The 14000-nt window shown below is 37.3% G+C and carries 14 protein-coding genes; 4 read left to right on the top strand and 10 right to left on the bottom strand.

The annotated features are described in order from the left end of the window. Window positions 1–83 precede the first annotated feature (83 nt). Together FFM61_RS00860 and menB are read right to left on the bottom strand one after the other, a co-directional pair. Window positions 84–1535, bottom strand: a complete 1452-nt coding sequence (locus FFM61_RS00860) for an o-succinylbenzoate--CoA ligase (protein ID WP_074426570.1) — start codon at window positions 1533–1535, stop codon at window positions 84–86. 90 nt (window positions 1536–1625) lie between these two features. Further along, window positions 1626–2444 carry a 1,4-dihydroxy-2-naphthoyl-CoA synthase gene (gene menB / locus FFM61_RS00855; RefSeq protein ID WP_074426571.1) on the bottom strand — a complete coding sequence of 273 codons (819 nt, stop codon included), beginning with the start codon at window positions 2442–2444 and terminating at the stop codon, window positions 1626–1628. A gap of 132 nt (window positions 2445–2576) precedes the next feature. Here menB and FFM61_RS00850 point away from each other — a divergent pair, with 132 nt between their 5' ends. After that, the gene (locus tag FFM61_RS00850) at window positions 2577–2951 is read left to right on the top strand and encodes a PaaI family thioesterase (RefSeq protein WP_074426572.1); all 375 of its coding nucleotides are present in this window, start codon (window positions 2577–2579) and stop codon (window positions 2949–2951) included. Here FFM61_RS00850 and FFM61_RS00845 read toward each other — a convergent pair. From FFM61_RS00845 to FFM61_RS00830, 4 genes are all read right to left on the bottom strand, one after another. Further along, entirely contained in the window at window positions 2948–3517 is a 570-nt protein-coding gene (locus FFM61_RS00845; protein WP_074426573.1) for a hypothetical protein, read from the bottom strand. The genes FFM61_RS00850 and FFM61_RS00845 overlap by 4 nt on opposite strands. 180 nt (window positions 3518–3697) lie before the next feature. Continuing rightward, window positions 3698–4012 carry a YdbC family protein gene (locus FFM61_RS00840; protein ID WP_074426574.1) on the bottom strand — a complete coding sequence of 105 codons (315 nt, stop codon included), beginning with the start codon at window positions 4010–4012 and terminating at the stop codon, window positions 3698–3700. A gap of 23 nt (window positions 4013–4035) precedes the next feature. Further along, on the bottom strand, window positions 4036–5025 hold the full coding sequence (locus FFM61_RS00835) for an asparaginase (protein ID WP_074426575.1): 990 nt from the start codon (window positions 5023–5025) through the stop codon (window positions 4036–4038). Window positions 5026–5160: 135 nt separating this feature from the next. Beyond that, on the bottom strand, window positions 5161–6552 hold the full coding sequence (locus FFM61_RS00830; RefSeq protein WP_074426576.1) for an APC family permease: 1392 nt from the start codon (window positions 6550–6552) through the stop codon (window positions 5161–5163). Window positions 6553–6995: 443 nt separating this feature from the next. On the opposite strand from FFM61_RS00830, the gene FFM61_RS00825 reads away from it, so the two are divergent. Further along, window positions 6996–8387: an amino acid permease gene (locus FFM61_RS00825; RefSeq protein WP_074426577.1), complete on the top strand. Its 1392-nt coding sequence runs from the start codon at window positions 6996–6998 to the stop codon at window positions 8385–8387. A gap of 69 nt (window positions 8388–8456) precedes the next feature. Here the strand turns inward: FFM61_RS00825 and FFM61_RS00820 are convergent, their stop codons facing one another. Together FFM61_RS00820 and FFM61_RS00815 are read right to left on the bottom strand one after the other, a co-directional pair. Beyond that, entirely contained in the window at window positions 8457–8903 is a 447-nt protein-coding gene (locus tag FFM61_RS00820) for a transposase (RefSeq protein WP_074426578.1), read from the bottom strand. A gap of 106 nt (window positions 8904–9009) precedes the next feature. After that, on the bottom strand, window positions 9010–10338 hold the full coding sequence (locus FFM61_RS00815) for an APC family permease (protein ID WP_074426579.1): 1329 nt from the start codon (window positions 10336–10338) through the stop codon (window positions 9010–9012). A 388-nt stretch (window positions 10339–10726) separates the two neighbouring features. Between FFM61_RS00815 and FFM61_RS00810 the strand changes: the two genes are divergently transcribed. Both FFM61_RS00810 and FFM61_RS00805 read left to right on the top strand, forming a co-directional pair. Next, window positions 10727–11644: an NADP-dependent oxidoreductase gene (locus tag FFM61_RS00810; RefSeq protein ID WP_074426580.1), complete on the top strand. Its 918-nt coding sequence runs from the start codon at window positions 10727–10729 to the stop codon at window positions 11642–11644. A 61-nt stretch (window positions 11645–11705) separates the two neighbouring features. Next, window positions 11706–12191: a phosphatidylglycerophosphatase A family protein gene (locus FFM61_RS00805; protein WP_074426581.1), complete on the top strand. Its 486-nt coding sequence runs from the start codon at window positions 11706–11708 to the stop codon at window positions 12189–12191. 600 nt (window positions 12192–12791) lie between these two features. Here FFM61_RS00805 and FFM61_RS00800 read toward each other — a convergent pair. Together FFM61_RS00800 and FFM61_RS00795 are read right to left on the bottom strand one after the other, a co-directional pair. Then, entirely contained in the window at window positions 12792–13496 is a 705-nt protein-coding gene (locus tag FFM61_RS00800) for an MIP/aquaporin family protein (RefSeq protein ID WP_174855255.1), read from the bottom strand. 116 nt (window positions 13497–13612) lie between these two features. Further along, the gene (locus FFM61_RS00795) at window positions 13613–13951 is read right to left on the bottom strand and encodes a hypothetical protein (protein ID WP_074426582.1); all 339 of its coding nucleotides are present in this window, start codon (window positions 13949–13951) and stop codon (window positions 13613–13615) included. Window positions 13952–14000 lie beyond the last annotated feature (49 nt).

The following is a 14000-nucleotide window of genomic DNA, read 5'->3' as shown; positions in this document are numbered from 1 at the left end:
GATTGTTTAAATCTGCCAAAACGTATCACCCCCTTTCCTAGATTAAAAACTATTATAAACGTTCATTTAAAAAATTCAAATAGTTAGCTTATCAGCCTTGCATCTGTCATAGCATCAACTAATTTATGACGTTGCACTTTACCACTAGCAGTTCTTGGAAATTCATCAAGTTGATAGAATTTAGCTGGCACTTTATAATGTGCTAACATTTCACGGCCAAAATCACGCAAAGCTTCCTGTGATATTACTTTATCATCTTCAAAAATAATAAAGGCAACTGGCACTGCACCCCATTTTTCATCAGGCACGCCCACTACAGCTATCTGTGCAATTTCAGATAATTCTGCATATGTACTCTCAATTTCATCCGGAAAAACATTTTCACCACCCGACGAAATCATATCACCTTCACGGCCATCAATGTACAAAAAGCCTTCATCGTCTATCCAACCCATATCACCAGTGTCAAACCAACCATCTTCAAATGAATCAGCATATTTTTCTGGTTGATTCAAATAACCGACCGCCAATGTTGGTGACTTAATTTGAATACGCCCATGTTGCTTATTATCAGGGTGCGCAATCCGTAAAGAAACCGGTAATAGCGGTTGACCAGCTGACCCAATTTTACGTGGTGCATTTGCTGCGTCTAAAGCAATTACTTGTGAGGCAGTTTCAGTCATGCCATACGATTGTACAACTTCAATGCCAGCATTTGTTGCCTTCTGCAAGGTTGTTAAATCAGTAGGCCCACCACCTAATAACATTGTTCGAAAATTACGGTGATATTGCGTATTTGCAGGTAAAGCTGCTAATAAACGCGTCAACATCATCGGTACCACCGAAATTGTTGTCACTTCACCAGCCAACAAAATAGCGTTAATTTTTTGAACATCAAACTTTTCAACCAAACGGACACCCATACCGTAAATCAATGAACGCATCATTATTGATAGACCACTAATATGAAAGATTGGTACCACCGCAAGCCAGACATCATTTGGCATAATTCCTAAATTCAATGCCGAACCAACAGCCGAATAAAAATGATTACCGAATGTTTGCAGCACACCTTTAGGATTACCCGTCGTCCCTGATGTATACATAATCGATGTAACCTTTTTTAGATCAAAATCAGAGACTGGTGTTATAGCATCCGTAACAGTCGTATCAGCAACTGTTGCAAAAGACAGTTGTTGCCCGGCTGATAATGCTAACTTAAAGTCATCGTCCTGCACAACTAAATTAATTGCAGCATCTTTTAACTGAAAATCAATTTCACGCGCTGCCAAGCGTCGATTAATTAAAACAACCGTCTTACCTAATTGTTGCACGGCTAAAATCATCAAGTAACCTTGTAAATTATTTGATGTGATAACTGCTACTCGTTCTTCGTTTTTAGCATAGTGCGCTAATTGTGAAGCCAACTTTAATACGCTATTTTGCATTTGTAAAAAAGTTAGCTTTGTTTCTTGATATTGGACAGCTAAGCGATTTGGCGTCAACTGTGCTCTTTTTGTAAGCCAATTATCCATATGCATTCCTTTTTTACGTTTTATGATGACATGATAAAAAACTCAACAGTTGCCATGATTAATGGTCACCTATCGAGTCTCATCACTTATTTATGGGAATTTCGGATACTTTGAAAAATCAGGATCACGCTTTTCTAAGAAGGCGTCCTTTCCTTCTTTTCCTTCGTCAGTTGTATAGTACAACATCGTTGCATCCCCAGCGAATTGTTGCAAACCAGCCAAACCATCAGTATCTGCATTCATTGCAGCCTTAATAAAGCGCAAAGCAGTTGGTGACTTTTGTAAGATGATATTAGCCCATTCCATCGTTGCATCTTCAACTTCTGCCAGTGGTACCACACGATTAATCCAGTTCATATCGTAAGCTTCTTTGGCTGTGTAAAACTTATTCAAAAACCAAACTTCTTTGGCACGCTTATGACCAATAACACGTGCCAAGTAGCCTGACCCATAACCAGCATCAAATGAACCAACCTTAGGACCGGTTTGTCCAAACATAGCGTTGTCAGCAGCAATCGTCAAATCACAAACTAGTTGCAAAATGTTACCACCACCAACTGACCACCCCTTAACCATTGCAATAATTGGCTTAGGAATGATACGCATCAAGTGTTGTAGATCCAAAACATTCAAACGGGCAATGTGGTCATGTCCAACATACCCACCATTACCACGAACTGATTGATCACCACCAGATGAGAAAGCTTTATCACCTTCACCGGTTAAAATAATCACACCAATTGAAGCATCATCACGGGCGATTGAAAAGGCATCAATCATTTCTTGCACCATATCTGGTGTAAATGCATTATGATGACGTGGATTATTCATCGTAATTTTTGCGATTGCATCAGTACGCTCAAAGAAAATTTCTGAATATTCTTTAACTGTTGACCATTCTACTGTCATATTTATCTGCACTTCCTATTTTTGTCTTTTAATTCTGTAAACACTATTAGTAGTATAATCTTTTTCTATTATTTTTTCCAAATTAATATTAGAATGATGATTAACAAGAATCTATTTAAGTGAGGTTTTATGATGAACGCCCTAGAATATCTCAATGTGCAGACTGCCACTGTTTCGGCTGAAAAAACGATTATCCGCTTACCCATCTCTGACAACATTAAACAACCTTATGGCATTGTGCATGGTGGTATCAATGCTTTTTTAGCTGAAACTGCCGCTAGCTTGGGAGCTCAAGCATCAATAACTGATAACAACCATATACCTGTTGGTGTCGATATTCATACGCATCATCTATCTCCAGCCAATCACGGCACCTTATCAGCCATTGCAACGCCTGTAAAACTCGGTCATCGTATTCAAACTTGGCAAGTGGCTATTTTTATAGAAGAAACCCAACAACAAACCGCTACATCAACTGTCACCATTATGATTACTAGTAAGCCTTAATCTATTAAAGTCAGCAAAACACTATTAGATAGTCGTTGATTATGACATGAAATACTGGTCACCTTACTAGTCGTTGTGGCATCAGTTAAAATAATTGGTCCTAGACTAGTTTGGGCGTTAGCATACCGCCAACCTTTTGTCATCAGATGATCAATAGCATGTTGCGTTGGCAATAAACACATTGGTTTCATCTGTCCATACAGATAATCTGAAATTTGTTCTATTTGGTTAGGCAGATATGCCAAACTCTTCGTATCGACATTAGGAATAACAATTGCCATCTTATTAAAATCAAAAATTTGCAATTTCCCATTGCCCATTAATTGACGTTCCAAATCACGGAACGTTTTTTCTTTATGTAGCAACATAATGCCTTCTTTTTGCACAAATTGCCAGGTATCATCATTTTCTCGCAATGCTTGACAGAGTTGATTGGCATAGTCTGATACCATAAAATCCATCAACACAACAACCTGATTAACCTGGTTATTTAACCATGCTGCTACAATAATCAAATCTATTCGTTGTTGCTTGGCAAGCACGCCATCAATAATTGTAATTTTCATTGTCTTGTCTCCATTTCAAAATCACTGTTATTAGTGTAGACAACAAAACAACGTGCAACAATGACGTCATTAACTAACTTTTTTCGTCATAATAAAAAAGACATCAGTTTCACTATTAGTAGTGAATTGATGTCCTTAAGCATATAATGGTGGACGATTTCGATCCCTTATACACGGCTACTACATATCGTTCAAACGTCCCCATTTAGGGTGTGTGTCAGTTTCTTCGGTTTTTTCAACCACTGTATCGTTATCAACAATTGGAGCATGTTCAGCTGATAAAATAGCCGTTAAAACCTTGTTTAAAGCAACTATCTCCTCATGAGATAATGTTAAACCTTTACCCATTTTACTATTGTCAGGTGACCATGATCTTAAATCGAACTTCGGTTGATTATCCCCCCATTGCACGAAATTTAGTTGCAGTTCCCAACCACTTTTATTGGTTGATAATGAACCGAATTTTTCTAAAATATCATATGATAATTTTGCCATTTGTTCCTCCTAAATCGTCTGCGTTAAACGAACCCAATATCATATGCTGCTTGTGTTTGAATCATTTGTGTGATTATTTGTGGATCACGTGTTTGATCTAGCACCCACATTAATTTAGCGACAACCGCTTCCGTATTCATATCGCCGACCGTTACACCACCAGCATCAGCAACTCGTTTACCAACTTCGTACAAATTGATATCTTGCCCTTCTTCTAAAATCTGTGTTGTGATAATAACTGGAATATTTGCAGCAATTAATTTTTCAATACCAGGAATCAAATTACGTCTTTGAAATGGTAAACCACCATTACCAAAACTTTCAATAATAACACCATGAGTGTGATCTACTAAATAATCAAAAATATCAACGGACAATCCTGGAAAGGCCTTTAACACAAATATATTTGGATCTAATGAAGCGTGCGATTGCAATTGATGTTTTTCAGGTTCTGGTTCATATAATGACACCATTTCACTAGCATTTACACTAGCTAAATATGGATAATTAATACTCTCAAACGCATCATAACTCTTAGTTTTCGTCTTAACGGCTCGTGTTCCCATCATAACTAAACCATTAAACACTAAATAAACACCAGTTAAATGCGTTTGACTAACAAACGTCACAGCATCATCCAAATTTCGAATCGCATCCGTTTGTAATTCTCCCAACGGAATTTGTGAACCCGTTAATGCAACTGGCTTTTTAACGCCATACAATAAATATGACAATGCTGCAGCTGTGTAACCCATGGTATCAGTACCATGAGTCACAATAAAGCCATCAAATTCATCCTCGTGTTCTAAAATTCGACTAGCAATAATCAACCAATCTTCTGGTTGCATATTGGTTGAATCTTTTCCCATAATATTTTCAACTGACATTTGAACGTCATCCCGTGGGACAACGTAAGTCATTAATTCATCTGCTGTCATGCCAGGTGCTAAACCTTGCTCTGTTTTGGTAGATGCAATTGTACCACCTGTTGTTAAAACCAATAACTTTTTCATCGGCTTTCTCCCATTTATCTAAACATATCTTATTATTTATTATCGCACACTTATTTTTTTCGATATACCATTAAATAAAAATAAAGCCTCTAAAGGGCAGGACCCTTTTGGCTTCAAATAAATAACTTTATTTTTTTAATCGTGCTGAATACCGTAAAACAAATAAACTAATATCCCAATAACTAGCCACGCAACCATTAACCAAATTGCTGCTGTATTTAATGAAAACAATAAAATAAATGATGCTAATACCGTCATGATTGGTAAAATAGGAAACCATGGCATTTTAAAACCGTTATGCAGAATATCTTGTCGTTTTCGTAATCGTAAAACTGCTAGTCCCGCTATCATAAATGCCAATAAAGTTCCTGCTGAAACAAGATTAGCAAGCATGCCAATTGGAAAAACTGCACCTAATATAATCGCAATGATTGTTATCACGATAATAGCTGTCTTAGGTAATCCTTTTTGATCCACTTTTGCAAACTGTCGTGGCATTAAACCATCCCGACCAAATGAATAAATAAGACGCGATCCGCCGATTAATAATGCCACTAGGCCTGAAAACATCCCCATCAATGCCACAACTGACAGTAAATTGGCTGTAAATAAGTGCCCTGATTCTCGTAATGCCCATGCTGCTGGTTCAGCATTGTCTAAAAACTTTTCATATGGGAACATGCCCGTTAATACTAACGCAACACCAACAAATAGTGTCGTTGCAATAACTAGTGTACCAATAATTGCTTGTGGCATTGTTTTTTGTGGATTTTTCACTTCAGCTGAGTTAGCAGCAATCGTATCAAAGCCAATATATGCAAAAAATATTTGTGTCGCCCCTGCCAAAATTCCCGACACCCCGCCAAAATGCGTCCCTGGTTGATGTTGTGGTATAAACGGCACCCAATTATTTACTTGTACAGCTGTTAAACCAACTAAGATGAACAAAATAATCACGAAAATTTTCCCGATTACTAACCAATTCTCAATCCTGGCAATATTTTTTAAACCACGACACGCTAAATAACCAATTAATAAAATTGCTAACGCACCAAATAAATTAAAGCCCGTCCCCTTATTAATATTAAACGCTGCCTGAAAAAGTTTAGGTAACTCAAAGCCAAATCCAGTTAAAAAACCTTGAAAATATGACGACCAAGCTGAAGAAACTAACGCCAATGCAATCAAATATTCAGCTAAAATAGCCCACCCAGCTAACCAACCGACAAATTCACTAAAAATAACATTAGACCAAGAATAAACGGAACCCGCAAACGGCATTGCCGAAGCTAATTCAGCATAGGCTAAAGCGGCTAAGCCTGCAATTAAGGCTGCCAAAATAAATGAAATAACAACTGCCGGGCCCGCGTATTCAGCGGCTACAATGCCAGGCATGGTAAAGACACCTGCGCCAATAACCGTTCCAATACCCATTGCCATCATTTCTCGTTTACCTAATACCGCTTTTAATTTGCCATCTTTATCCGCATAATTCTGTGGACTTTCACGCCGACACATTTTTGCCATAATGTTAATTTACACATTGTTTCCCTCTTAAAAAATTATTCTTATCTACCAGCTAATTTATTAATCAACGGAATATAACTGATAAAATTTTCTCATCAAAAATTAGAAAACGCTGACTAAATTATTATTATTTAATTAATAAACAAGTCGATGTTTTTCATTATTTCAAAATAATCCTTGAATTCAGAGAATATTAATGCTATTCTTCTAAGTATTAATTAACGCATGGAGGTCATTCATTATGTTTAAGTCTAATATGAAAAACAACAATTTAGTAACGACCACCACCTCAACCACCATCTTGGCTGGTTGGGGAGTTTAGCGTGCTATTAATAAATTATTAGTTATTAACGGCCCATCCAATCAGCTCGACACCCTTTTTAGCGGTGCAGGTTAATTGGATGGGTTTTTTGTATACTTTTTAAACAAAAAGGAGAAAGTTTATGAAAGAGAAACAGGGCAAAGATAACTTAGAATTAAAACGTTCCTTAACGGGTGGTCAAATGCAAATGATTGCCTTGGGTGGTACCATTGGTGTCGGCCTATTTATGGGGTCAACTTCAACCATTCAATGGACTGGTCCTTCAGTACTATTAGCGTATGCCTTCGTGGGGATTTTATTGTACCTGGTCATGCGTGCTTTAGGCGAAATGATTTTTATAAATCCCTCGACTGGGTCATTTGCTGATTACGCCTCAAACTACATTCATCCTTTAGCTGGTTATCTAACAAAATGGAGTAACGTTTTTCAATATATCGTTGTCGGTATTAGTGAGGTTGTTGCCGTTAGCACTTATTTAAATTATTGGTGGCCTCATCTACCAGGTTGGATTTCTGGCATAGTCGTAATTGCTACCTTAACATTAGCCAATCTTGCTTCAGCCAAAGCATACGGTACCATGGAATTTTATTTTGCAATGATTAAAGTTGTTACGATTATCATCATGATTGTCCTTGGTTTGATGGTCATTTTCTTGGGATTAGGTAATAATTGGCATGCCATTGGTCTATCTAATTTATGGGCACACGGCGGTTTCTTTACAGGTGGTGCGAAAGGATTTATCTTTGCATTATCAATTGTCGTTGGTTCATATCAAGGGATCGAAGTTCTTGGGATCACTGCTGGTGAAGCAGAACATCCTAAACATGCTATTATTTCATCGGTTCGTTCAATTGTCTGGCGTATTTTGATTTTCTATATTGGTGCTATTTTTGTTATCGTAACCATCTATCCATGGAATCAACTAGATGCTGTTGGTTCGCCATTCGTTGAAACTTTTGCTAAAGTTGGTATTTCCGGTGCTGCTGGTATTATCAATTTCGTCATCTTAACAGCTGCCATGTCAGGTGCTAATTCAGGTATTTACAGCTCAAGTCGTATGTTATTTAAATTATCAAGGGACGGTCAAACAGCCAAATCTTTGTCTAAAATTTCTTCACATCAAGTACCTTATATTTCTATTTTCGCTATTTCTGGTGGTATTCTACTTGGACTTATTCTAAATACGGTTTTCTCAGCATATAGTAAATCAACCGCTAACTTGTTTGTCTTAGTTTATAGTTCTAGTGTGCTACCAGGTATGGTTCCTTGGTTCGTTATTTTAGTTTCAGAACTACGTTTTAGAGCCGCTAATAAAGATTTGATGGAGACGCATCCATTTAAGATGCCACTTTATCCATTAACAAATTACATTGCTTTACTGTCATTGATTATTATTGTTATCTTTATGTTCATTAATCCTGATACTCGTATTTCTGTAAGTATTGGTGCTGGCTTTTTGATTTTACTTTCAATTATTTACTTTATTCAAGCACGTAAATCGCACAACAATTAAAAACATTCTATTAATAAAAGGCTCTGCACTTGTCAAATCAAGTACAGAGCCTTTCATTTTATTTATAAACTAATGTTGTCGACCAATTTTAGAATTAATACCTTTTTGCGCCATTAACGCTTCCATTTCGTTTACCATTGCCAAAACTTCTGCATCACCAATTCGTTGTCGTGCACGACTCAATGTTGATGAACTCAATGGCCGTTCATACACATAACCCGATTGACCAACAAAATATTGTAAATACGGATTTTCTTTGATTTGCTCTAACGTTTCTTCATCCGTTAATTCTAACAGTTGCTGAATCATTAATGCACCAAATACTAAACGAAATGGTAATGGTTTAGGGCCACGTTTACTTTTAAAAACCATTGCATATTGCTTTTCCAAATCATGCCATGGCATGTTGTCAGCACGCACAACCCATCGATTATTTTGATTAATTGGTAAACCAGTTGGTTGATTAAAATCATCAAACGACAGTTGTTCATAATTTGTCACATGATATTTTCCCATCCTGATATACTCCCTATTCATTTATATTTGTATATTTATTATCGCATACTTTTACAATAAACAGGCAAATTTACATAATCGGTTTTAATAGAGGGACAAACCATTATTATTTATTTTTAAATTGATAATAATAATAAACAGGTATTCCCAATGCAACAAACACAAAAGAAATTAACACCATCGAAAAACTAGCTATTAAAGTATTAATTAAGACAAATAGTGCTCCACCAATTGCAACCAATGGAACTAAGGGATACAAAGGGGCTTTAAATGTATTTGCATCTAATGTAATACCTTGTTTACGATCTTTTGCTCTTAAAATAAATACCCCACAAAATGTTGCTGCATAAAATAGCCAAATAACAAACACAGCCATATCTGACAACCAATCAGCACCTGACAAAACAATCAAAATCATGGCTAAAACAGCTGTCGTCCACAACGCTGCTATTGGTTCCTTTGCCTGATTAATTCGCTTTAAATAACGTGGCAAAACCCCTTCTTCAGCCATTGCATAAACCATTCGTGGGAAAGCTAACATTTTACCATTTAATGTACCAATCATTGATACTAGAATACCAATCGCTATTAACTTACCGCCTAACTGTCCAAATGCTTGTGTCGCAACGGTGTATGGCACTTCACTACCTAATGCAACAATTTTATTTGCTGGTAATGCTTGGTAAATACCATATGTTACCCCAACGTAGGCTAAAATTACAATTAATAAACCAAAAACAATCGCTTTTGGTAAATTTTTACTAGGATTTTTTATTTCACCACCTAAATTAGCTAATGTTGCCCAGCCATCATAAGCAAATAAAGTTGCTAAAATCGCTAGACCAAAATTACCTGATCCCGTTGATGTAACATGTGCTACCGTTTGTCCCAAAGCATCAGCCTTACCAAAAAAAATACCAAAAATAACAAGTGCAGCAATTGGTATTAATTTAATACTAGTTGTGGCAACTTGGAACGCGCCTGCAATTCGATTATCCAATGAATTTAACGCCGTAATTAAAACAACCGTTATGATACCAATTAATGGTGTCCACGTCATTGGGATACCAAAAAAATTTGCGAATAACTGTGAAAAATAAGCAGCTACTGAAGCAATAATTGCCGGTGCATAAATTGCGACTTGGGTCCACCCTGTCAAAAATCCTGCAAATCCCCCGTATAATTTCTTCATATAAATGTAAATGCCACCAGTTTCAGGAATTCTTGAACCAACTTCTGACACAGTCAAACCACCTGCTAAAGTTATAAGACCACCAATTAACCACGCCATCAAACCAGCAGTAGTCCCACCTGCTGTCTCTAAAACTTGTCCTTGCTTAAAGAAAATACCAGAACCAATTACAGTTCCAATCACCACTGAAATTCCCGTCCATACACCCATCGAACGCCTTAACTCATTTTTCCCTGCTTCCATACACCTTCTCCTTAATGTAAAATAAAAACACCATTCAACCTAGATAAGTACAGCAAATCTGCATTACCAAGTTGAATGGCGTTCATCAGCGATAATTAATCACTTCAAAATACCCAACTGCTTGATAATACAGTCAGGTTAGAGGACGTCATCATATCAAATTGTAAACTACGTTCATTCATAGAATATATCCTCATTTCGTTCGTGATTTAGTATATACATAAGTTATCACAGCATATATTGTTTGGCAACTGTTTTTTATCTCTTTTTATTTTTATCAAAAAATTAGCCATCCGTCAGTCATCATGCAAATACCATTTTTTATTATGCCACTTAAAAGAAAATTAAGTTACACTATTGTTGTATATAAATATTAGGAGATATCATCATGAAAGCTATTCAACTTAATCAATATGGTTCAGTCACTGAACTTACGACTATTACAACAGAAATACCTAAATTACTAAAAAAACAATTATTAGTTAAAAATCATGCCATTGCTATTGATCCATACGATGTGAAATTCATTGCTGGTAAAATGGGAACTTCTGAGTCCTTGCCACTAATTCCCGGTTCTAGTGTGGTTGGTGAAGTCGTTGCAATTGGTGAAGACATCACTGATTTCAAGGTTGGCGATCGCGTTGCGGCAACGCGCCATCAAAAAGCATACGCCCAATTCGTACCTGTTGGTCAATCGGCAGCCACTAAAGTTCCTGATAATATTGATGATGCACATGCTGTCGCAGCCGTTATCGGTGCTGCAACTGGTTACCAAATGATTCATCGAGACTTAAACGTTAAACCAAATCAAAAGATTTTAATTCAAGGTGGTGCAGGTGCCGTTGGTTCTGTCGCAATCCAAGCAGCACTAAATATTGGCGCACAAGTTTTCGCAACAGCCAAGCCAGCGGACTTTGACTACTTAAAGTCATTAGGTAATGTGACACCAATTGATTACCATACTGCTTATGAAAATGAACTAGCTGATTTTGATGCTGTATTAGATACAATCGGTGGGTCAGTTTCTATACAATCAGCTAAAATTTTGAAGCAAGGTGGCCTATTACGTAGTTTAGCTGGTTTAGATGATGCTGCTGTTGCCGAATTTGACATAGATGCTGCCAATACATATTCAGATGGTAAACGTCCTAATCTACAGGCTTTATTTAATGATATGGCTACCGATAAAATTTCAATTCGCATTGGTCAAATCTTACCATTCACATTATCTAATTTACGTGATGTTCATGAGCAAGCTCGCCATCATTCACTACAAGGTAAAACAATTTTAACGATGACCGAATAATAATTTTCGTTATTATATTTGGTACAATAAGAGCATCATTAAACAAGGAGTTTACCCAAAAATGTTATTTACTGAACGTGATTATTACGAAGATGTCGTCAAAATGCTAGCCGATCGTGGTGTTGCATTAGATGCAATTGCTGAGTTAACAGTTGCCGGTCAAAAAGATCATATCCCAGATATGACACACGAAATTGCACTTGATTCTATCAAACATGTCCTACATAAAACTGAAGTTCAAGATGCCATTATGACTGGATTGGCAATTGACGATCTTGCTCAAACAAACCAATTACCTGAACCACTACAAAACCGTATTAGTCAAGACCATTCGACCTATGGTATTGATGAACAATTAGTCATGTCAATTCTTGGCGTTTACGGCACAATTTCATGGACCAATTTTGGTTACTTGGATCGCACCAAGCCAGGCATCATTGGCCAACTAAATGCTGAACAACACGACGGTGGCCGTGTAAATACTTTCATCGATGATATTGTTGCAGCTATAGCAGCCGCATCGGAAGCAAGAATAGCACATGATTAAAAAAGAGCGTTGCCAATCTGCGGGTAACATTCCGGTATAAGGCCTGTTTTGTGCCCTGACGCTGCTAAGCGGCTGGGTCAAAATTGGACTTATATAAGGAATGTTGCTGATTGGTGCGCGTTTACAAAGAGCAGATATAATTTTCGTTTTGACAGGTAATATAAGCCACAAATATGGTGTATTCGCCGTAGCGACTGCGCAGGCATTACACCGTGTTTGTGGCTTATATTACCTGGATTGAAAATTTATCGCGTTTATGAAGAGCGGATATAACTACCGCTTTGGAGTCTAAAATAAGCGATAAATTTGGCATGCTGCCGCAGCAAAGCGTAGGCGTATGACATATTTATCGCTTATTTTTGACGGACTGGTAGTTCATCGCGTTTATGAAGAGCGTTGCCAATCTGCGGGTAACATTCCGGTATAAGACCTGTTTTGTGCCCTGACGCTGTCAGGCGTCTGGGTCAAAATTGGGCTTATATAAGGAATGTTGCTGATTGGTGCGCGTTTACAAAGAGCAGATATAACTACCGCTTTGGAACCATACAAAAAAGCCATGGTAAACATTTCCGTTCGCCATGACTTTATTTTTAAATATTTTTATTCTTCTGATCCAAGACCATACTTAGCAACTAGTGCAGCTAGTGCCCCACCAACCAAAGGTCCGACGAAGTATGCAGCAATGTGAGTCAATGCTGTAGCTGATCCAAACATTGCAAAGAAGATTGCTGGTCCAAATGAACGCGCAGGGTTCAATGAAGCACCAGTAACTGAAACACCTACTATAATCAATGCAGCCAATGTCAAACCAATAATCATTGGTGCAGCAACTGAAGATGCTGAAGCCTTCTTTGAAGTTACCATCAAGATAACTAGAACAAACAAGAATGTCAAAATCATTTCAATAACAGATGCACCAATAAATGATACAGGTGCTGTGTAATCAGTTTGACCGAAACCAACTTGCTTGATCATTGTGGCGTTAGCACCAACACTTTGCATAATTGCCCAAACAATAGCTGATCCTGCAAGACCACCAATTAATTGTGAAATCACATAACCAACAAACTCTCCCCACGTGATACGACCATTAATGGCAGCACCCAATGAGACAGCTGGGTTAAAGTGACCACCTGAAATTGGTCCAAAGGCATAAGCACCAGCTGCTAAAGCGATACCGAATGCCAAGGCTACAGGCAGTGGACCTGTTTGTAGACCAACCAATACAACAGTACCAGTACCTACAGCGACCAACATCAAAGTTCCAAAGAACTCTGCTAGGTATTTACGCATATTACTTTCCATAATCAATAATTGCTCCTTAAATGAGATTCCTTCGTTTTATAACGAAATAAATAAACTAACATTAACTATATAACATTATTGTACTTAAAATCAGCTTTATTAACTAATTTTTAAACTTAACGTCCAATAATTTTTAAAGCATCCTTATCCAAAGTATACCAAGTATTAGTGGCATTTGCTTCAAATTGTGCAATAAAACTAGCACTACCCTCTTTTGGCATAGCTGATCCAACTAATTCATTGTCCATACCAAATACTTGTAAGGCACTAAAATTTTCATCCCAGCGCACAGTATAGTAATTACCATCCATTTTTTCATCAACGATTGATTGGAAGCCAGCTTTTAGTGCTTCTTTAATAACATCTTCTTCAGATACGGTAAATCCACGACCTGCCATTAACGCAACTCGGTCGCGAACATCTTGCATGTCTTCTGGAATTTTTTGCATATCCATAATCTCTCCTCTCTTTTTCTTACTTTATGTTAAAAAATATTGTACTAGA

Source organism: Weissella hellenica, assembly GCF_005405545.1.
In the GTDB taxonomy this organism is placed as follows: Bacteria; Bacillota; Bacilli; order Lactobacillales; family Lactobacillaceae; genus Weissella; species Weissella hellenica.
Note: the sequence above shows the minus strand (reverse complement) of the source record. Positions and strands in the feature narration are given on the sequence as shown.

Coding starts and splice junctions, on each gene's coding strand:
- FFM61_RS00860 (WP_074426570.1), bottom strand. CDS start 1,535: ATGGATAATTGGCTTACAAAAAGAGCACAGTTGACGCCAAATCGCTTA.
- menB (WP_074426571.1), bottom strand. CDS start 2,444: ATGACAGTAGAATGGTCAACAGTTAAAGAATATTCAGAAATTTTCTTT.
- FFM61_RS00850 (WP_074426572.1), top strand. CDS start 2,577: ATGAACGCCCTAGAATATCTCAATGTGCAGACTGCCACTGTTTCGGCT.
- FFM61_RS00845 (WP_074426573.1), bottom strand. CDS start 3,517: ATGAAAATTACAATTATTGATGGCGTGCTTGCCAAGCAACAACGAATA.
- FFM61_RS00840 (WP_074426574.1), bottom strand. CDS start 4,012: ATGGCAAAATTATCATATGATATTTTAGAAAAATTCGGTTCATTATCA.
- FFM61_RS00835 (WP_074426575.1), bottom strand. CDS start 5,025: ATGAAAAAGTTATTGGTTTTAACAACAGGTGGTACAATTGCATCTACC.
- FFM61_RS00830 (WP_074426576.1), bottom strand. CDS start 6,552: ATGGCAAAAATGTGTCGGCGTGAAAGTCCACAGAATTATGCGGATAAA.
- FFM61_RS00825 (WP_074426577.1), top strand. CDS start 6,996: ATGAAAGAGAAACAGGGCAAAGATAACTTAGAATTAAAACGTTCCTTA.
- FFM61_RS00820 (WP_074426578.1), bottom strand. CDS start 8,903: ATGGGAAAATATCATGTGACAAATTATGAACAACTGTCGTTTGATGAT.
- FFM61_RS00815 (WP_074426579.1), bottom strand. CDS start 10,338: ATGGAAGCAGGGAAAAATGAGTTAAGGCGTTCGATGGGTGTATGGACG.
- FFM61_RS00810 (WP_074426580.1), top strand. CDS start 10,727: ATGAAAGCTATTCAACTTAATCAATATGGTTCAGTCACTGAACTTACG.
- FFM61_RS00805 (WP_074426581.1), top strand. CDS start 11,706: ATGTTATTTACTGAACGTGATTATTACGAAGATGTCGTCAAAATGCTA.
- FFM61_RS00800 (WP_174855255.1), bottom strand. CDS start 13,496: ATGGAAAGTAATATGCGTAAATACCTAGCAGAGTTCTTTGGAACTTTG.
- FFM61_RS00795 (WP_074426582.1), bottom strand. CDS start 13,951: ATGGATATGCAAAAAATTCCAGAAGACATGCAAGATGTTCGCGACCGA.